Genomic DNA, 20,919 nt, shown 5'->3' on the forward strand with positions numbered 1-20,919 from the left:
AGAGTATAAATCCATGATTAAATATCACAATAGAGCAAAAGCTCTATTGCCTATTTTTCAGGTATGCTAAATTTGATTTTTTGATCTTTATAAAGACCAGTTCCAACTGGTATAGTTCTACCAATTACAACATTTTCTTTTAAGTCTTCTAATAAATCCATTTTAGCACTAATCGCAGCTTCTGTAAGAACTTTAGTAGTCTCTTGGAAAGATGCAGCAGAAATAATAGAATCAGATGTAACCGCAGCTCTTGTAATACCTAATAATAAAGGATCAGCAATCGCAGGTTCTCCACCTAGTCTCATAATTCTTCTATTTTCAATTTGGAATCTTTTTTTAGAAACCATATCTCCCACGATAAACTTAGTATCTCCACCATCAAGAATAGAAACTTGTCTTAACATTTGAGATAAAATAACCTCAATATGTTTATCAGCAATATTTACCCCTTGAGATCTATATACTTGTTGTACTTCAGAAACAATAAAGTAATGTAATGCTTTCTCACCTAAAATTCTTAATACATCATGAGAAGCAACTTGTCCATCAGTTAATGCCTCACCAGCATGAACAAACTCACCTTCATGTACTAAGATTTGTTTAGCTTTGTCAACTAAATACTCTACTTTGCTACCTTTATCATCAGTTATGATAATTCTTTGTTTATTTCTTAAGCTTTTTCCAAAAGAAATTACACCATCAAAAGATGCTAATACAGCAATATTTTTTGGTCGTCTAGCTTCAAATAACTCAGATACTCTTGGAAGACCCCCAGTAATATCTTTTGATTTTTGAGAAGCTTTTGGAGTTTTACCAATGATATCAGCTATCTCAACTTTTTGTCCTTCTGAAACAAAAAGAGATGTTTTAGGGTCAAGGGTATATCTAATTAATTCATCAGATCCAGTTGCTAAAACAATAGTTGGTTTAAATCCAGCAGGAACATATTCATTAATAACTAATTTAGAAGTACCTGTTAAATCATCAAATTGCTCAGATGCTGTAATTCCTGGGATAATGTCTTCAAATGTTACAGTACCAGCTTTTTCTGAAATAGTTGGATTTGCATATGGATCCCATTCTGCAATAACAACTCTCTCATCAGCTTCTGGTTTAGAAAGAATAGTCTCTTTTTCAACTGCTGTATTATCATCTAATTCTATAACAGAACCTCTTGCAATATAGTGTCTTAATGCTTCTCTATCATCACCATCAACGATAACAGCAAAAAGTCCTTTATCTACAACTTTATCTCCAGCTTTAATATCTGGTCTTCTTTCTAAATAATCTCCAGTTAATTTATAGTATTTAACTGAACCTTTAGCTCCTGATGTAACTAAAGTAATAATAGGTGCACCATCTTCAACTTTTAATTCAGATGCAAAAGGAACTCGGTTTGGAACATTCCAACCGTCTTTAATCATCTCTACTATTGATTCATTTGCTTCAACTTCTTCACCATCAGCATATGGTAAGTAAAGTTTACCTTCAATTTTACCAGATACCCCTGCTAGTTCATTTGGTCTTGCAACATCATTTTTTCTTAAATAGAATTTTTTCTCTTCTTTTCCATTAGTAATTGTTAAAATTGTCTCTTCATGTAGAGTCTCAGTTGTAATTTTACCTTTAAATGGTGCATTAATTTTTGGTTCAACAAGTAAAATACCTGCATTTCTTCTATTTGCAACAATTATTTTATCAGCTTTAGAAACATAAGTTTTGATATTATAGTATCTAATAAACCCTTCTTTATCAGCTCTTAATTCTCTCTCAGTTTGAGTTGCACTTGCAGTTCCCCCAACGTGGAAAGTTCTAAGTGTAAGCTGTGTTCCTGGCTCCCCAATTGATTGAGCAGCTAAAACCCCAACAGCTTCACCTGGATTTGCTTTTCTTTGCTCACCAAGGTTTAGACCATAACATTTTGAACACAATCCATTTTCTATTTTACAAGTTAATGGTGTTCTAATTACTACAGATTTAACTTCTGAATCTTTTACAATTTTTGCATCTTCTTCAGTAATTAATGTACCTTCAGTAAATAATATTTCATTAGATATTGGATCAATAATATCTTCTGCTATTACTCTACCTGTGATTCTTTCTTCTAAACTCTCAGTTAATTCATTACCACTTGATAAATCAGTGATTTCAATACCTTCGTGAGTTCCACAATCTTCAGCTGTAATTCTTACATTTTGAGATACATCAATTAGTTTTCTTGTTAAGTAACCCGCATTTGCAGTTTTAAGTGCAGTATCGGCAAGACCTTTTCTAGCTCCGTGAGTTGAAATAAAGTACTCAAGTACATTTAGACCCTCTTTAAAGTTAGAAATAATTGGTGTTTCAATAATAGAACCATCTGGCTTAGCCATAAGACCCCTCATACCTGCAAGTTGTCTAATTTGAGCAGCAGACCCTCTAGCACCTGAATCGGCCATCATATAAATAGAGTTAAATCCATTTTTATCAGTCTCAACTAATTCCATCATCTCTCGACCAAGTTTATTATTAACTTCTGTCCAGATATCAATAATTTTATTATATCTTTCTTGCTCAGTTAATAAACCTTGCTCGAATTGTTTTTGAACTTCAATAACATCTTTTTTAGACTTAGCAATATGCGCAGGTTTAGTTTCTGGAACTCTAATATCATCAATAGAAACAGAAATACCAGCATCAGTTGCATATCTAAAACCTAGGTTTTTAAGGTTATCCAAGAATCTTGGAGTAACTTCATATCCACCATGTTTATAAATATAATCAACTAAAATACCAATATCTTTTTTCTTTAAAACTTTATTCCATAATTCTAAAGGAACAAAATCAGGTAAAATATTATGTACAATTAGTCTTCCAACTGTTGTATGAATGATTTTGTCATTCATTTTTGTTCTAATTTTTGCATGTAAATCTACTTGTTTCATCTCTAAAGCAATAACTGCTTCATCAACACCAGTAAATAGTTTATGCTCACCTTTTACACCATCTTTTTCTAATGATAGATAATAAATACCTAAAATCATATCTTGCGAAGGAACAGCAATTGCTCTCCCTGATGCTGGTAAAAGAATATTCATAGAACTCATCATAAGAATTTTTGCTTCTGCAATAGCTTCTTGTGATAAAGGTACGTGAACTGCCATCTGGTCACCATCGAAATCGGCATTAAATGCAGAACATACTAATGGGTGTAATTGAATAGCTTTTCCATCAATTAGCGTTGGGTGGAACGCTTGAATTGAAAGTTTATGAAGAGTTGGAGCTCTATTTAGCATAATTGGATATTCATCAACAATTTCACTTAAACATTCCCAAACTTCATTAGTCTCAGCTTCAATCATTCTTTTTGCTGATTTTAATGTAGTTGCATAACCTTTTTCTTCTAGTTTTGCCATCAAGTGTGGTTTAAATAACTCTAAAGCCATTTTTTTAGGAATACCACATTGATCCATATTTAAAGATGGTCCAACAACGATTACAGATCTTCCTGAGAAGTCAACTCTTTTACCAAGTAAATTCTGTCTAAATCGTCCTTGTTTACCTTTAATAATTTCAGATAAAGATTTTAAAGGTCTTTTATTTGCACCTTTAACTGCATTTGCAGTTTTACCATTATCAAATAAAGCATCAACTGCTTCTTGAAGCATTCTTTTTTCATTTCTTTGAATGATTTCAGGAGCATCAAGTTCTGATAATCTTTTAAGTCTATTATTTCTGTTTATTACTCTTCTATAAAGGTCATTTACATCAGATACAGCAAATTTTCCACCATCAAGTGAAACAAGAGGTCTTAAATCTGGTGGAAGAACTGGAAGTTGAGTTAACATCATCCATTCAGGTCTATTTCCAGAGTTAATAAAGTTTTCAACAACTTTTAATCTTTTGATAATAGTTTTAGTTTTAGCTTCTGATTTAGTAGATTTCATATCTTCTTTTAAGCTATGTAATAATTCCATTAAATCAAGGTTTTCAAGTAAATCTCTTACAATTTGTCCACCCATATTAGCTTCAAAACCAGTATGTTCATAATGATCATAAATAGTTCTATATTGCTCTTCATTTAAAATGTCATATTTCATTACTTTTTTAGAATGTTCATTATCATAAAAAGCTTCACCTGGCTCATTTACGATATATGCCTCATAGTATAATACTCTTTCTAAATCTTTTAATTTAACACCAAGTAATGTACCAATTCTTGTAGGTAATGAACTTACCATCCAAATATGAGCAACAGGAGATACTAAGTCAATATGTCCCATTCTGTGTCTTCGCACTTTTGCAGAAGTTACTTCAACCCCACATTTTTCACAAACAACACCTTTGTATCTCATTTTTTTGTATTTACCACAAAGACATTCGTAATCTTTTACTGGCCCAAAAATTTTCGCACAAAATAAACCATCTCTTTCAGGTTTTAATGTTCTATAATTAATTGTTTCAGGTTTTTTAACTTCTCCACAAGACCAAGAAAGAATCTTTTCTGGACTTGCTAGTCTTAATTGAAACGCTGAAAAATCTTGTGGTCTTTCTAACTCTTTTATCTCAATTGGTTCTAATACTGTATTTTTACTCATTATTTTCTACCTCGTCAAAAATCTCTACATCTAAACCTAAAGCTTTTAACTCTTTTGTTAATACAAAGAAAGTTTCAGGAACACCTGAATCTGGAACATTTTCACCATTTGAAATTGCTCTATAAGCTCTCGTTCTTCCTTCTACGTCATCAGATTTTGTTGTAAGCATTTCTTTAAGAACAGCAGTTGCTCCATAAGCTTCCAATGCCCAAACTTCCATCTCTCCAAATCTTTGACCACCAAATAGTGCTTTACCACCAACTGGTTGTTGTGTTACAAGTGAATAAGGTCCAGTAGATCTTGCGTGAACTTTTTCATCAACTAAGTGATGTAGTTTTAGCATATACATATAACCTACATTTACTCTTTCTTTCATCTTATCACCAGTTTTACCATCAATAAGATTAGTTTTACCATCTAAGTCAATTTTTGCTAATTCAAATAGTTTTAAGAATTCATCTTCTTTTACACCATCAAATACTTGAGTTGCAAATCTAACACCTTTTGTCCAATCTTGTGCATAATCAACTAATTCATCATCACTTAATTTAGCTAAAAATTCTTTACCATTCATAAGTTTTGCAACATCAGCAATTTCTGTCATCTTAGCTCTTAATTCAGATACAAATTCAGTCTTCTTAGCATCAAAGATATCTTGAATTTGAGTTCCAAGTCTTTTACCTACTAATCCTAAGTGAACTTCAAGAATTTGTCCAATATTCATCCGTGATGGAACCCCTAGTGGATTTAATATAACATCAACAGTTGAACCATCTTCTAAATATGGCATATCAACTTGAGGTACGATGTTAGAAACAATACCTTTGTTTCCATGTCGTCCTGCCATCTTATCCCCAACTTTGATTTTTCTCTTAGTTGCGATATAAACTTTAACTTGTTTGATTACACCTGATTGTAAAATATCATCATGCTCTAATACTTCAAGTTTTTCTTCATGGTCAGTTCTTAATCTAGATTTTTGATTAATAAAATACTCTTTTATATCGTTGTATTTTTTCTCAACATCTTTATCATAAGAAGATACTACTTTTTTCATAGCAAATCTATTTACATTTGCTAATACATCTAAAGGAATAACTTGACCTTTTTTATAAACTACATCATCTAAATCAACATCTTTAACTAATAGGGCTTTTGATAATAAATCATTGATTTTTAAAATCTCTTCTCTATCAAGCATTAATAGTTTATCATGATGTTTTAAATCAAGTTCAGCTTTTTCTGATTCTATTTCAGCAACTGCTCTTGAATCTTTTTCATAACCTTTTTTAGTGAAAACTTTTACATCAACAACTGTACCTTCCATTGAAGTAGGACAGTAAAGTGATTTATTAATAACGTGACCTGCTTTTTCACCAAAGATTGCTCTTAATAGTCTCTCTTCAGGAGTTGGTTTAATTTCACCTTTTGGTGTAACTTTTCCAACCATAATCATACCTGGCTTGATAAATGTACCAACTTTTACAATTCCTGATTCATCAAGATGTGTAATTGATTCATCTTTTACACCTGGTAAATCTCTTGTTATCTCTTCATTACCATGTTTAAGCTCTCTACACTCAACATCTTTTTCATAAATATGAATAGAAGTAAATGCATCTTCTTTAATTAATCTTTGAGATAATACAATCGCATCTTCGTAGTTATATCCATTCCATGGCATAAAGGCAACACAAGCATTAACACCAACTGCTAATTCACCTTTGTCCATTGAAGGACCATCAGCGATTACTTGACCTTTTTGAACTGTATCACCCTCTTTTACTGCAATTCTTTGCCCAAAAGATGTATTATTATTTGTTCTAACATTTTTATTTACACTATAATGGTCAATAAATGCACCATTTTCATCTTCACCTCTAACGTAAATATTTTTTGCATCAGCTTTTTCAACAATACCAGTTCTATCAGCTTTAATAGCTTCCCAAGCATCTCTTGCAACTGTTTTTTCTAAACCAGTTCCAACGATTGGAGCATTTGGTCTTAATAATGGAACAGCTTGTCTCATCATATTCGATCCCATAAGTGCTCTATTGGCATCATCATGTTCTAAGAATGGAATTAATGAAGCAGCAACACCCATAACCATTTGAGAAGAAATATCAATTAAATTAACTTTCCCTCTTTCAACAATTAGGATTTCACCGTCTTGTCTAGCTTCAATTAAAGGTTCAACAATTTTACCATTGTCATCAACTTTAGTAGAACCAGGAGCAATTAATAATCCCTCTTCTTGAGTTGCAGTAACATAAATAATTTCATTTGAAACAATACCATCATGAACTTTTTTATATGGTGCTTCAATAAATCCTAATTCATTTACTTTAGCAAATGTAGAAAGTGTATTGATAAGACCAATATTTTGTCCCTCTGGAGTCTCAACTGGACAAATTCTTCCGTAGTGAGTTGCGTGAACATCTCTTACTTCAAATCCAGCTCTCTCTTTTACAAGTCCACCCTCACCAAGTGCAGAAAGTCTTCTTTTATGAGTAACTTCTGATAATGGGTTAGTTTGGTCCATAAATTGTGATAATTGACCAGATGTAAAGAACTCAGTAATTGTTGATGTAATCATTTTAGAGTTAACTAAATCATGTGGCATTATATCTTCTAATGTACCAGATAAAGTAGTCATTTTATCTCTAATTGCTTTTTGCATTTTGATTAAACCAGAATGCATTTCATTAGCAAGTAACTCACCAATAGCTCTAATTCTTCTGTTACCTAAGTGATCTCTATCATCGATATGCCCATGACCAGATTTAACTTTTACAAGGTATTGAACAGTTTTAATAACATCTTCATAAGTAAGTGTTGTAACATATTCAGGAACATTTACACCTAACTTGTGGTTCATTTTCATTCTTCCCACTTTTGTTAAGTCATATCTTTCTGGATCAAAGAATAATTTTTTAACGAAATCTTTAGCAGCTTCTTTAGTTACAGGCTCACCTGGTCTCATTACTTTATAAATTCTAATAGCAGCTAAATCATTTTCATCTTCTAATTGCTCAGTTTGTCTTAATAATTTTAAAGACTCAGCATCTGCAGCAAATGCATTGATAATAGAATCATCAACACCTTCAGCTAAATCATTTGCAATATCAAAAGAATCAAAACCTAAGTCAAGTAATTTTTTTAATTTTAATTCATCTAAATGAGTTAAAGAATCAAATAATACTTCACCAGATTCTGGATCAAAAATTGTACCAGCAGTACTTCTGTCCATTAATAATTCAACTGGGTATTCAACTAATTTTAATCCACCATCAACTAATGCTTTAGCTTTTCTAGCAGTTAATCTTTTTCCAGCAGCAATTACTAAATTACCTTTATCATCTTTAATATCAAATTCAACTCTTCCTGTGAAGTCTTCAGGACTAAATTCAGTTAAGAATTTATTGTTTTTAATTTTAATATTTAAAATTGGGTAGAACATTTTGATAATATCTTCTTTAGAATATCCTAATGCTCTAAAAAGAATAGTTACAGGAACTTTTCTTCTTTTGTTGATTCTTACATATAATACATCTTTTGCATCATATTCAAAATATAACCAAGAACCTCTATCTGGAATAATTTGTCCAGTGTAGATTAGTTTATTTCCAGCAGTGTTTGATTCTTCTTCTTTGAAGATAACACCAGGAGATCTATGTAATTGGTTAACAACAACTCTTTCAACACCATTTACAATAAATGAAGTTCTATCTGTCATTAAAGGTATTTCTCTAACGAATAAAGATTGTTCTTTCATATCTTTAACGCCGATTTTTTCACCAGTTTTTTCGTTAAGATCCCAAAGAGTTAATCTTATTTTGATTTTTAATGGGATTGAGTAAGTAAGACCTCTAACCATAGACTCTCTAACATCGTATTTTGGTTTACCCACTTCACTTTCTATATAATCAAGAGTAATTCTACCTTGAGCATCATGTATTGGGAAAATTGATTTAAATACTTTTTCTATTCCAGCATCTGTTCTGCTCTCTTTTCCTACCATTAAAAAGTTGTCATACGAATTTTGTTGTAATTGTAATAAATTAGGAATTTCAATATGTTGTGGATTTTTAGCAAAATCGACTCTAAGCCTATTACCAGATTTTAAAGAATTTAGCATAGTTCACCTTGTCAAAAATTTGATTTTTTTTTTGCTTTTTAGTATAAAGCACAAAAGCATCCCTAAAGGATAGGGTTAAAATTCCTTGGAATTTTAACCTTAGCCTTCAAAGATGCTATCTATATACAAGGCATGAAAGCCTTGTATTACATAGAATAAATTACAAGTAAGTAATTATTTTAATTCTACTTTTGCACCAGCTGCTTCTAATTCAGCTTTAGCTGCTTCTGCATCTTCTTTTCCAATACCTTCTTTAACGATTGCACCAGCTTCTTCAGACATAGCTTTAGCTTCTTTTAGTCCAAGACCAGTTAATGCTCTAATTGCTTTAATAACATTAATTTTTTTGTCTCCTGCATCAACAAGAACAACATTAAATTCTGTTTGCTCTTCAGCAGATTCAGTAGCTGCAACAGCTCCTCCAGCAACTGCAACAGGTTGTGCAGATACTCCAAATTTTTCTTCGAATTCTTTTACTAATTCAGATAACTCTAATACAGATAAACCAGAGATGTATTCTAATACGTCTTCTTTAGAAATTGCCATTTCATTTCCTTCTAATTTTTTATTTTTATTTTTATTTAAATAATTGTTGCTTATTAAGCAGCCTCTTCTTCTTTTTTCTTTCTAAGAGCATCAAGCCCAATAGTAAAGTTCGTAACTGGCGCCATCCATGTAGCTGCAAGCATACCAAGAAGTTGTTCTCTTGATGGTAACTTAGCAAATGCATTAACAGTAGCAAGATCAGCGATTTTACCTTCAATGATACCAGATTTGATAGCAAATTTATCTTTATTTGCAGATGCAAAAGTGTCAGCTACTTTACAAGCTGAGATTTGATCTTCTGACCATAAGAAAATGTTTGTACCAGTTAATTCGATATCACCTAATTCAGCATTTTTTACAGAAACAGCAACAAGAGTATTTTTTGCAACTTGTACTTTAGTTCCATTATCTCTAGCGTCTTTTCTTAATACTTCTAACTGTTTATGAGTCAATCCTTTATAATCACAAACTACGATAGCTTGAGACTCTTTGAATTCAGAAGTTAAGAAATCAACGATTTCTGATTTTTGTTGTTTAGTCATCATTATATATTTCCCCCTTTCAAAACATCCAACTTCGGCGGGTTTTACAAGATACGGGGGTATCTAACCAGCTGTCTTCAGTTTTATATCAGTGCCTTGAATAACACTCAAAAATATTGATTTTATCAACATATTTGAATGTTAAAATTTCTTTTAACAAGTTTACAGGTAAATCAAAGACCTAACTGTAAACTTAAATAAATAAAAGTAAAATTTACTTTTATTTACGCTTTTATATCCATAACTTCTAAAACCTCTAATGAAATAGATGGTGACATAGTTAAAGAAAGTGCAGCATTAGTAATATATCTACCTTTTGCAGTTGAAGGTTTAGCTTTATTAATTGCACCTACAAATGCTTTGATATTTTCTGTAATTGCTTCGTTAGAAAATGAAACTTTTCCAACTGCAGCTTGCATATTACCTTTTTTGTCAACTCTATATGTAACTTGACCACCTTTAGCATCATTAACAGCTTTGTTAACATCCATTGTAACAGTTCCAGTTTTAGGATTAGGCATTAAACCTTTTGGCCCTAAAATTCTACCAATTTTACCAACCATTCCCATACAATCAGGAGTTGCTATTAAAACATCAAAATCGATGTTTCCAGCTTGAATTGATTCTACTAAATCATCATTTCCAACAATATCAGCACCAGCTGCTTTTGCTTCATCCATTTTTGTTCCCTTAGCGAAAACTGCAACTCTTACAGTTTTACCAGTACCATGAGGAAGAACAACTGCACCTCTGATCATTTGATCAGCGTGTCTTGGATCTACATTAAGATTAAGTGCAACTTCAACACTTTCATCAAATTTAGCTGATTTTAAATCTTTTACACAAACAACTGCTTCTGCTAATGTGTATTTTTTATCTTCGATTTTTTCTAATAAACTTTTATATCTTTTTGAAACTTTTGCCATTTTATTCTCCGCAATTTTATTTTTTTCAAGGAAACTTTGCTTTTAAAGCTAAAGAGTACTTGTTTGCTACCGCCGTTTAAGCCTGGTGGTAAGGCTTATGAAAAGAAATATTAAATTTCTACTTCAATTCCCATAGATCTAGCAGAACCTGCAACAATTTTTGCAGCTTGTTCTTTATCATCTGTATTTAAATCTTTGATTTTCATATCAACGATTTCCATAACTTGATCTTTAGTCAATTTACCAATTTTGTTTTTAAGTGCGTTATCGCTACCTTTTTTAACACCTGAAGTTTTTTTAATTAAGTCAGTCATTGGTGGTTGTTTAACTAAAAATGTAAAACTTTTATCTGTATAATAAGTAATTTCTACAGGAATACTAAACCCTGCTTTATCCTTAGTTTTTTCGTTGAAAGCTTTACAAAATTCCATAATATTGATTCCTCTTTGCCCTAATGCAGGACCAACAGGTGGTGATGGGTTTGCAGCACCAGCAGGAATTTGAAGTTTTAAAACACCAGCTATTTTTTTAGCCATCTTTTCTCCTTTTAAATTTGTTGTTTAATGATTTAGACATTAGGCAAGAAAACTCAGAAGCTAATTTTTTTGCCTAATGTCTATATTCAAAGAGTAATTAAACTACTCTTTCTACTTGTGTATAAGAAATCTCTACAGGAGTATTTCTTCCGAAAATTGATACATTTAATTTTAGTATACCTGAAGCTATGTCAAACTCTTCAACTATACCATTAAAGTTTGCAAATGGACCTTCATTGATTCTTACCATTTCCCCATCGTCAAATGAAACTTTTGGTTTAGCAGCAGCTCTATTATTAACTTTATCTAAAATAGAATTGATATCTTTTTCAGATAATGGTGTAGGTTTTTTAGACTCACCAATAAATCTACCAACTTTTGGCATTGATTGAATTCTATGCCATAATGCAGTATCTAAATCAATTTTAGCAAAAGCATATGCTGGGTATAAAGGTCTTTCAACAATTGTTTTATTACCTTTTTTTACTTCAATTAAATCTTCTGTTGGAACTAATACATCAGCAATTTTTCCATCAGCCATTTCATCAGCTAATCTTACTAATGCTCTTTTCACTGTTAATTCACTACCTGAGTGAGTTTGAATTGCATACCATAAATGTGCCATTATTATTTCCTTAGTTTATTACTGAAGACAAGCTAAAAGACATTACAGCATCTATTAGAGCTAAAAATAATGAAATAACTGTTACTACTACAAATACAGAAATATAAGCAGATCTAATTTGTTCTTTAATTGGAAAAATTACTTTTCCTATCTCTTCTCTTGCATTCTTATAATATGTTTTTAACTTACTCACAATCGACTCCAGAGTTATAATTATTTAGCTTATAAATATTTTTTAAAAAAGTTATTTGTTACTACTTTAAGAAATATTTAGTGGCAGGCCAGGAGGGACTCGAACCCCCAGCCATCGGATTTGGAATCCGGCGCTCTACCATTGGAGCTACTGACCTGCTTAAAAAGATAAAAAGGTTAAGTAAAGTCTTACGACTTTAACTTAACTTCTTTATGAATAGTGTGTTTTCTCAATCTCGGACAATATTTGTTAACCTCAAATTTCTCAGTGTGAGTTTTTGGGTTTTTCCAAGTAGTGTAGTTAATATCTCCACTTTCTTGACATTTTAATCCGATTTTTATTCTAACTGCTGCCATATTAATCCTTATTTGATAACTTCAGCAACAACTCCAGCACCTACAGTTCTACCACCTTCTCTGATAGCGAACTTAGTACCTTTTTCAAGAGCAATTGGTGCAACTAAACTAACTGTCATTTCTACATTATCCCCAGGCATAACCATTTCAGTTCCCTCAGGTAATGTACAAGAACCAGTAACGTCTGTTGTTCTTACATAAAATTGTGGTCTATATCCAGAGAAAAATGGAGTATGTCTTCCACCCTCTTCTTTAGAAAGGATATAAACTTCTCCTCTAAATTCTGTATGTGGAGTAATTGTTCCTGGCTTAATAAGAACTTGTCCTCTTTGTACATCTTCTTTTTTGATACCTCTTAAAAGAATACCTGCATTATCTCCAGCTTGACCTTCGTCCATTTCTTTTCTGAACATTTCAATACCAGTTACAGTAGTTTTTTGAGTATCGTGGATACCAACGATTTCAATTTCTTCACCTAGTTTGATAGTACCTTTTTCAATTCTACCAGTAACAACTGTACCTCTACCTTGGATAGTAAATACATCTTCAACAGGCATTAAGAAAGCTTGGTCAGCATCTCTAACTGGAGTTGGGATATAAGCATCTACTTCATCCATAAGTTTATAGATTTTTTCAGACCACTCACCAGCAGTTCCAGTTTTAGCTTCTTCTAGAGCTCTAAATGCAGAACCTGCAATAATTGGAGTATCATCACCTGGGAAATCATAAGTAGATAATAATTCTCTAACTTCCATTTCAACAAGTTCTAACATTTCTTCTTTATCTTCATCATCAAGTTGATCTTCTTTATTTAAGAAAACAACGATGTATGGAACACCTACTTGTTTAGATAATAAGATGTGCTCTCTAGTTTGTGCCATAGGTCCATCAGTTGAAGCGATAACTAAGATAGCTCCGTCCATTTGTGCAGCACCAGTAATCATGTTTTTAACGTAATCGGCGTGACCTGGACAATCTACGTGAGCGTAGTGTCTAGTATCAGTTTCATACTCAACGTGAGAAGTAGCAATAGTAATTCCTCTTTCTCTTTCTTCTGGAGCGTTATCAATTTGATCATAATCCATTGTTGCTTGACCATTTTTTAGTGCAAGAACCATAGTGATCGCAGCAGTTAATGTAGTTTTACCGTGGTCAACGTGACCAATAGTACCAATATTTACGTGTGGTTTACTTCTGTCAAATTTTTCTTTTGCCATAGAATTTTTCCTTTAAAAGATTTAATAAAATTGCCCTCTGAGCAGATAAGCCCAAAAGCTGATCTATTCAGAGGGGTATTGTGAGACATTCACATAAGTTAAATGTATTAATACAACTAAATTATGTTAACGGGTCGCAATTATACACTAAAAAAGATTACAAGGAGATTACAATGTAGTAAAAGAGTTATAATTTTTGCAATATATATAACTCAGCTCCCAGAATCAATAAAAAATAAATGGAGCGGGAGACGAGACTCGAACTCGCGACAATCTGCTTGGAAGGCAGAAGCTCTAGCCAACTGAGCTACTCCCGCTCATTTAATGGTGGTGAGGGAAGGATTTGAACCTTCGAAGCCGTAGGCGGCGGATTTACAATCCGCAGGATTTGACCACTCTCCAACCTCACCGGTTGAAAATTATTAATCTGGTCTAGCGCTGTTCTTCAAAAATGAAGATTTCGCAGACTTATAACTTATATGGAGCTGGTGAAGGGAGTTGAACCCCCGACCTGCTGATTACAAATCAGCTGCTCTAGCCAACTGAGCTACACCAGCATATAAATATATTTACAAAAATGGTGGCGCGGGGCAGAATCGAACTGCCGACACAAGGATTTTCAGTCCTTTGCTCTACCGACTGAGCTACCGAGCCATCGTTTTTGGACTGAAATTATAATGTCTATCATATTAATTCTAGCTTAAAGCACTTACAAGATTTTTAAATTCTTCTCCTCTGTGCTTATATGAGGTAAATTGGTCCAAAGAAGCGGCTGCTGGTGAAAGCATTCCTATGCCATTTTCACAGAATAATTCATCAATTTTTTCAACTGCTTTATTTAAATATTTTAATGCAAAAACTTCAATTCCAAACTCATTTGCTAATTGAAATATTTTTTCATCATTTGAGCCAATTGCAAAAATTGTTATATTATATTTTTTAATTTCTTCAAATAAAGGTTTTAAATTTGCACCCTTATCATCACCACCTAAAATAAGATTTATTTTTTTATCTTTATATGATTTTAATGCATTTATCGTAGCATCAACATTTGTGGCTTTACTATCATCTATCCACAATCTATTTTTTTTATCAAAAAATTCTTCAACTTTGTGTTTGCCAACAACAAAAGAGTTTATAAGTTCATAATCTAATTTATCAAAAAGTATTTTACTACTTATTAGTGCCATTATTGAATCAAGTAAAAAAGGCTCTTTGAATTTTATTTTTTCTTTATCTATTCCAAACTCTTTACATAAGCAATCACTATTTTTATAAGTAATAACACAAGCATCAGTTTTATAATCTTTGAACTCTTCTGGAATAATTGCAATTTCACTCTCTACCATAAAATCTAATGGCTTTAATTTTGCTTTTTTATACTCATCAAAACTTCCATGCCAAGTAATATGATCTTCACTTATTGGAAGAAGTATATATATGTTTGGTTTTGCTTTATTTGTATAATAATTTGTAAATGAAGAAGTTTCTAGTATCCAAATATTTGCATCTTTATTTAACATTGCTAAAGGAGTTCCAATATTTCCACCACAAACACTACCTCTTTTTTCTAGCAAGTGTTGAGTCATTTCAGTAGTAGTAGTTTTTCCATTTGTTCCCGAAATCCAAATACTAAAAGGCATATTATCTGCAAATAAATCATATTCACTTATAATATTATTAGAATTTTTAACCATATGATTAGAGGGCATTATTCCAGGGCTTACAATAGTAATATCATTTGAATATTTATCATAAGTGTCAAAATCACTATCATCATATAATTTAACATCATCAAAAGCTTCTTCTATAGCTTTTGCAGTAAGTCCTTTACCTAAAACTCTAATCATATTTTCCTCTATCTTAGATTTGTTTATCTAATTTTAAAACTTAATAGTGCAAAAAGATTTGCCATAAAAGCTATAATCCAAAATCTAACTATTATCTTATTCTCTTTCCAACCCTTGTGCTCAAAATGATGGTGAATAGGAGCCATTAAAAAAACTCTTTTTTTCCTTAACTTAAATGAACCAACTTGTAATATTACAGATACAGTTTCTACTACAAAAATAAGACCAATAATTAAAAGTAGTATTTCACTTTTCCCTACTATTGCCATGTATCCCATAAATCCACCTAAAGGTAAAGAACCACTATCTCCCATAAATACCTCAGCAGGATGAGAGTTAAACCAAAGAAAAGCAATCAATGCACCTATCATAGAAGAACCTAATATTGCTAACTCTCCTGCCATTTTAATATTTGGAACAAGTAAATATGCACTAAAAATTGCATGTCCAGAGATATAAACAATTGTTGATAAAGTAAAAAATGAAATTATCGAAGGAACAGTTGCTAAACCATCAAGTCCATCAGTTAAGTTTACAGCATTAGATGTCGAAACAATAACTAACATCCAAAAAATTATTGAATAAATGCCCATATCAAAAAGAGGTAACTTATAAAATGGAATATATAGTTCTGTAGTATGAGCATAATAATAAAGTGTAGCAGATACTATAAACGCACAGAAAAATTGTAATATAAGTTTAGCTCTAGCACTAAGTCCTGCTGAATTTTTTTGTTTGAAAATTTTTGATAAGTCATCTTGCATTCCAATTAAACAAAATAATACAAGTGTTAATAGTCCACCTACTACATAGAAGTTATTTAGTTTAACTGTTAGTAATGTTGCAATTATAGTTGAAAAAATAAATACAACTCCACCCATGGTAGGAGTTCCACATTTTATTTGATGAGATTCAGGAGCATACTCATATATAGGCTGATTTGCCTTTTTATTTTTCGCCCACTTTATGAATTTTGGCATTAAATACATAGTTAATAAAAAAGATATTAAAAAAGCAATTCCTGCACGAACTGTAATATATTGAAAGATATTGATCTCGAGATGTCTATAGAACCAGTAAAACAAATTTAAACCTTCGTTTAGATATAATCTCCGGATTATAATATATTAATAATTTTAAAAGGTTTAAATAATGACAAATAAAACAATTCTAATCATAACAGATGGTATTGGTCATAATAATTCATCAAATTTCAATGCCCTAAAAAATGCAAATACTCCAACTTATGATTATCTATTTAAAAATGTACCTTATTCTTTAATACATACTTATGGAACACATGTTGGTTTACCAGATGGCCAAATGGGAAATAGTGAAGTAGGACATATGAGTATAGGAAGTGGAAGAGTTTTATACCAAGATTTAGTAAAAGTTAATTTAGCAATCGAAAATGATACATTAAAAGATAATGAACTTTTAAACTCAACAATTGAGAAATCAAATAATATTCATCTTATAGGATTAATTAGTGATGGTGGTGTTCACTCTCATATTAATCATGTAATAGCATTTGCCAAACTTTCTAAGAATCTAGGAAAAAAAGTATTTATACATATAATAACTGATGGTAGAGATGTTGCTCCTAATTGTGCTAAGAAATATATAAAAGACATAGAAAACATTTGCGATTATGATATTTCAATAGCTACTATTAGTGGAAGATATTATGCAATGGATAGAGACAATAGATGGGATAGAATAAAAAAAGCATATGACGCGATTGCTCTAGGACTTCCAAAAACAGATAAAGATATAAATAACTATATTGAAGACTCTTATAATAATGATATTTTAGATGAATTTATTATTCCTGCATCTTTAAATGATTATAGTGGATTTGAAGAAAATGATGGAGTTATCTTTTGTAACTTTAGAAGTGATAGAATGAGAGAGATGTCAAAGGCAATAGCTGACAAAAACTTTTCTGAATTTCCAAGAGTTGAGAAAAATCTTAATATTGCAACAATTACTGAATATGACAAAAACTTCCCTCTTCCTGTGCTTTTTCCAAAAGAGACTCCAAAAAATACTTTAGCTGAAGTTATTTCAAATAATGGGCTTAAACAGCTGCACACAGCTGAAACAGAAAAATATGCCCATGTAACTTTTTTCTTTAATGGTGGATTGGAAGAGCCTTATTTAAATGAGACCAGAGTATTAATACCCTCACCCAATGTTACGACTTACGATTTACAACCGCAAATGAGTGCACCTGAAGTTGGAGTAGAAGTTAGACGAGCCATAGATGAAGAGTATGATTTTATTGTTGTAAACTTTGCAAATGGAGATATGGTAGGACACACAGGTATTTATGATGCAGCAATCAAAGCTGTTGAAGCTGTTGATTTGGAACTTGGTAAAATAATAGAAAAAGCAAAAGAGAAAAACTATAGTATTGTTTTAACTTCAGATCATGGAAATTGTGAAATGATGAGAAATGATAAAGGTGAAACCTTAACAAATCATACAGTAGGAGAAGTTTACTGCTTTGTTATATCTGACAAAGTAAAAGAGGTAAAAACAGGAAGTTTAAATAATATTGCACCAACGGTGTTAAAACTGATGAATCTTGATATTCCAAAAGAAATGGATGAAGCTTTAATATAAGTTTATAATATGGCAAAAATTATAATTAATAAACTTCAAATTAAAAACAATGACAAAGAACTAGTTAATTTAAGTTTTGAAATAAATAAATCAATGGCATTAATAGGTGAAAGTGGAAGTGGGAAATCACTTACCCTTAAAGCCATTTTAAATCTTTTGCCATCAAATTTAGAATCTATTATTAATATAGAGCCTCTTAGTGAACTTGATAAAAAAAACATAGGTTTCATACCTCAAAACCCATTTACCTCTTTATCTCCAATGACAAAAATTTCTAAGCAGTTTTTTTGTGAAGATAGTAAAAAACAAGAAGTATTAAAATTAGTTGGATTAAATGAATTTGTTTTAAATAGATTTCCTGCGCAATTAAGTGGAGGACAACTCCAAAGAGTTGTAATAGCAATTGCAATTAGCAAAAATCCAAAACTTTTATTACTAGATGAACCAACAACTGCACTTGATACAAAAAATAAAGAGATAATTCTAGAATTGCTAGAAAGTTTAATAAAAGAGTTAAGTTTAAAGATATTATATGTTACACATGATATATATTCAATAAAAAATTTATGTGAAGATATTATAATTTTAAAAAATGGTAAAATAATAGAAAGTGGTAAAACAAAAGATGTTTTATCTAATCCAAAAGATGAATATACGATTGAATTAATAAATTCAAACTTTACAAATAAAAAATTTAGGGAAGCATAATGATAAAATATATTTTAGGAATTATTACAATAATTGGACTGGCTGTTGCATCTTGGCTAGTTTACTTATATCTTAACTTAAGATTTGATATTGATAAAATAGTTAATTATAAGCCCCCTTTGACAACTCAATTTTTTGATAAAAATGGTGAATTAGTAGCCAATATTTTTGAAAAAGAAAACAGACTTTATGTAGATTATGAGGATATTCCACCAAGAGTAATTGAAGCACTATTAGCTATTGAAGATACTCAATTCTTTGAGCATGGAGGAGTAAACCTTGATGCTATAAGTAGAGCCTTGATAAAAGATATAAAAGCTGGAAAATTAGTTGAGGGAGCTAGTACACTAACCCAACAATTAGTCAAAACTGTTTTACTTACTAGAGAGAAAAAACTTATAAGAAAAATAAAAGAAGCTCTACTTTCAATTAGAGTTGAACAAGTTCTAACAAAAGAACAAATTTTAGAGCGATATTTCAACCAAGTATATTTTGGTCATGGATACTTTGGTATAAGAACAGCAGCACTTGGATATTTTAAAAAAGAACTTTACCAATTATCATTAAAAGAAATTGCAATATTAGTTGGTCTTCCAAAAGCTCCAAGTTTTTATGATCCAACTAGAAATCTAAAATTTTCACTTGCAAGAGCAAATCAAGTTGTAAATAGACTAAAAACTCTTGGCTGGATAAATCAAAGTGAATACCAAGAAGCTACGGATTCTGTACCAACTGTTTATAACCAAACCTTAACTAAAAACAAAGCTCCTTATATTGTTGATTATGCATTTAAAGAGTTGAGAAAAAATATTCCTAATATTAAAGAAGAGGGATATATTATTAATTTAACTATTGACTTAAAGGCACAAGAAATAGCAAGACAAGCTTTAAATCTTTCTTACAATAATATTATAAAAAGAGATCAGTACTTTAGATCTCAAGCTTTCAAAGGATTAGAAGTTTATCCTATGAGTTTAATAGAAGAGCAAGAAGCATTTACAAAAACTTTAAATGGTGGATTAATTACAATTGAAAATAACACTGGTAAAATTCTAAGTTTAGTAGGTGGTGTAAATTATAGAGAGTCTTCATTTAACAGAGTTATACAAAGTCAAAGACAACCAGGAAGTGCTGTAAAACCATTTATTTATCAACAAGCTTTAGATTTAGGATATTCTCCTGCAAGTTATATTGCAGATATTTCTAGAACCTATGAATTTGAGGATGAAGAGACAAAAAAAGCAAATACTGAAAATCCTGATGTAAACGAATCAGATACACAAACAGAAGATACAACAAATGAAGATACTAATAAAAAAAGATGGCAACCTAAGAATTATGAAGAAGATTATAAAGGACTAATTACATTAAGAGAAGCATTAGTTCACTCACGAAATCTTGCAACCATTAATTTAGTAAATGATATAGGTATTGATGTTATTTATAAAGGCTTAAAATCATATGGGTTTAATGATTTACCATTTGACTTATCAATTACTTTAGGAAGTTTTGGTGTTTCTCCAATGGAATTTTCACAAGCTTACTCTATGTTTTCAAATGATGGGATTCAAGTAAAACCTTATATTGTTAGTTCTATTACAAATAGATATAAACAAACTGTTAACTTTGAACCAGAAGAAAAATTTATAACCTCTCCTGAACAAGCATATTTAATGACAACAATATTAGAAGATGTTGTAAAAAAAGGTACAGGAAGAATGGCTAATGTAGATGGAATTGAAATTGCAGGGAAAACAGGAACTTCAAATAACAATGTTGATGCATGGTTTTGTGGATATACACCTACTTTACAAACAATTGTTTGGTTTGGGAATGATGATAATAAACCTATGAGAAGAAGTGAAACGGGGGGAAGAGCTGCAGGACCAGCTTTTGCATACTTTTATAAAAACTATTTAAAACTTCATCCTGAAATTAAAAGAAACTTTACACAACCAGATAATGTTAAAACTACTACATTAAATGGTGAAAAAGAGTACTACACAGAAACTTCAAAACTTCCATTAAACAAAACAAGACTTCTAGAAAAAAATCAAGTACAATTTTAAAAATTAAG

The 20,919-nt window shown here is 31.1% G+C and carries 15 protein-coding genes and 5 tRNA genes; 3 read left to right on the forward strand and 17 right to left on the reverse strand.

The window, feature by feature from the left end; genetic code table 11:
* Nucleotides 1–50: 50 nt before the first annotated feature.
* From rpoC to mraY, 17 genes are all read right to left on the reverse strand, one after another.
* Nucleotides 51–4,577: a DNA-directed RNA polymerase subunit beta' gene (gene rpoC, locus LXN10_RS03710; RefSeq protein WP_375724589.1), complete on the reverse strand. Its 4,527-nt coding sequence runs from the start codon at nt 4,575–4,577 to the stop codon at nt 51–53.
* Complete coding sequence (rpoB, locus tag LXN10_RS03715) at nt 4,570–8,715, reverse strand: DNA-directed RNA polymerase subunit beta (protein WP_375724590.1); 4,146 nt, start codon at nt 8,713–8,715, stop codon at nt 4,570–4,572. The genes rpoC and rpoB overlap by 8 nt, the downstream gene beginning before the upstream one ends.
* Before the next feature lie 174 nt (nt 8,716–8,889).
* Entirely contained in the window at nt 8,890–9,261 is a 372-nt protein-coding gene (rplL, locus tag LXN10_RS03720) for a 50S ribosomal protein L7/L12 (RefSeq protein WP_375724591.1), read from the reverse strand.
* A gap of 53 nt (nt 9,262–9,314) precedes the next feature.
* Nucleotides 9,315–9,803, reverse strand: a complete 489-nt coding sequence (gene rplJ, locus LXN10_RS03725) for a 50S ribosomal protein L10 (RefSeq protein WP_375725321.1) — start codon at nt 9,801–9,803, stop codon at nt 9,315–9,317.
* Between the two features lie 224 nt (nt 9,804–10,027).
* Nucleotides 10,028–10,729 (reverse strand): 50S ribosomal protein L1, encoded by a 702-nt coding sequence (rplA, locus tag LXN10_RS03730; protein WP_375724592.1) that lies wholly within the window; start codon nt 10,727–10,729, stop codon nt 10,028–10,030.
* A 110-nt stretch (nt 10,730–10,839) separates the two neighbouring features.
* Entirely contained in the window at nt 10,840–11,265 is a 426-nt protein-coding gene (rplK, locus tag LXN10_RS03735; RefSeq protein WP_375724593.1) for a 50S ribosomal protein L11, read from the reverse strand.
* A gap of 97 nt (nt 11,266–11,362) precedes the next feature.
* Nucleotides 11,363–11,890, reverse strand: a complete 528-nt coding sequence (gene nusG, locus LXN10_RS03740; protein WP_013136415.1) for a transcription termination/antitermination protein NusG — start codon at nt 11,888–11,890, stop codon at nt 11,363–11,365.
* A 10-nt stretch (nt 11,891–11,900) separates the two neighbouring features.
* Nucleotides 11,901–12,083, reverse strand: a complete 183-nt coding sequence (gene secE, locus LXN10_RS03745) for a preprotein translocase subunit SecE (RefSeq protein ID WP_013136416.1) — start codon at nt 12,081–12,083, stop codon at nt 11,901–11,903.
* Nucleotides 12,084–12,164: 81 nt separating this feature from the next.
* Nucleotides 12,165–12,240: transfer RNA gene (locus tag LXN10_RS03750), tRNA-Trp, on the reverse strand.
* Between the two features lie 31 nt (nt 12,241–12,271).
* The gene (gene rpmG, locus LXN10_RS03755; RefSeq protein ID WP_013136417.1) at nt 12,272–12,439 is read right to left on the reverse strand and encodes a 50S ribosomal protein L33; all 168 of its coding nucleotides are present in this window, start codon (nt 12,437–12,439) and stop codon (nt 12,272–12,274) included.
* Between the two features lie 8 nt (nt 12,440–12,447).
* Entirely contained in the window at nt 12,448–13,656 is a 1,209-nt protein-coding gene (tuf, locus tag LXN10_RS03760; protein ID WP_375724594.1) for an elongation factor Tu, read from the reverse strand.
* Between the two features lie 240 nt (nt 13,657–13,896).
* Nucleotides 13,897–13,973, reverse strand: a tRNA-Gly gene (locus LXN10_RS03765).
* A gap of 8 nt (nt 13,974–13,981) precedes the next feature.
* A tRNA-Tyr gene (locus LXN10_RS03770) sits at nt 13,982–14,066 on the reverse strand.
* Nucleotides 14,067–14,136: 70 nt separating this feature from the next.
* A tRNA-Thr gene (locus LXN10_RS03775) sits at nt 14,137–14,213 on the reverse strand.
* 21 nt (nt 14,214–14,234) lie between these two features.
* Nucleotides 14,235–14,310: transfer RNA gene (locus tag LXN10_RS03780), tRNA-Phe, on the reverse strand.
* A 41-nt stretch (nt 14,311–14,351) separates the two neighbouring features.
* Nucleotides 14,352–15,506, reverse strand: coding sequence for a UDP-N-acetylmuramoyl-L-alanine--D-glutamate ligase (gene murD / locus LXN10_RS03785; RefSeq protein ID WP_375724595.1), 1,155 nt, complete (start codon nt 15,504–15,506; stop codon nt 14,352–14,354).
* A 23-nt stretch (nt 15,507–15,529) separates the two neighbouring features.
* Complete coding sequence (gene mraY / locus LXN10_RS03790) at nt 15,530–16,591, reverse strand: phospho-N-acetylmuramoyl-pentapeptide-transferase (protein WP_375724596.1); 1,062 nt, start codon at nt 16,589–16,591, stop codon at nt 15,530–15,532.
* A 67-nt stretch (nt 16,592–16,658) separates the two neighbouring features.
* On the opposite strand from mraY, the gene gpmI reads away from it, so the two are divergent.
* Genes gpmI through LXN10_RS03805 form a run of 3 tightly spaced genes read left to right on the forward strand, consistent with a single transcriptional unit; the run spans nt 16,659 to nt 20,911 of the window.
* Nucleotides 16,659–18,134, forward strand: coding sequence for a 2,3-bisphosphoglycerate-independent phosphoglycerate mutase (gene gpmI / locus LXN10_RS03795; RefSeq protein ID WP_375724597.1), 1,476 nt, complete (start codon nt 16,659–16,661; stop codon nt 18,132–18,134).
* Between the two features lie 9 nt (nt 18,135–18,143).
* A complete protein-coding gene (locus tag LXN10_RS03800) occupies nt 18,144–18,842 on the forward strand; it encodes an ATP-binding cassette domain-containing protein (RefSeq protein WP_375724598.1) in 699 nt (232 codons plus the stop codon).
* On the forward strand, nt 18,842–20,911 hold the full coding sequence (locus LXN10_RS03805) for a penicillin-binding protein 1A (RefSeq protein WP_375724599.1): 2,070 nt from the start codon (nt 18,842–18,844) through the stop codon (nt 20,909–20,911). Before LXN10_RS03800 ends, LXN10_RS03805 begins: the two co-directional genes overlap by 1 nt.
* Nucleotides 20,912–20,919 lie beyond the last annotated feature (8 nt).

This window comes from Arcobacter iocasae, assembly GCF_042214795.1.
Classification (GTDB): domain Bacteria; phylum Campylobacterota; class Campylobacteria; order Campylobacterales; family Arcobacteraceae; genus Arcobacter; species Arcobacter iocasae.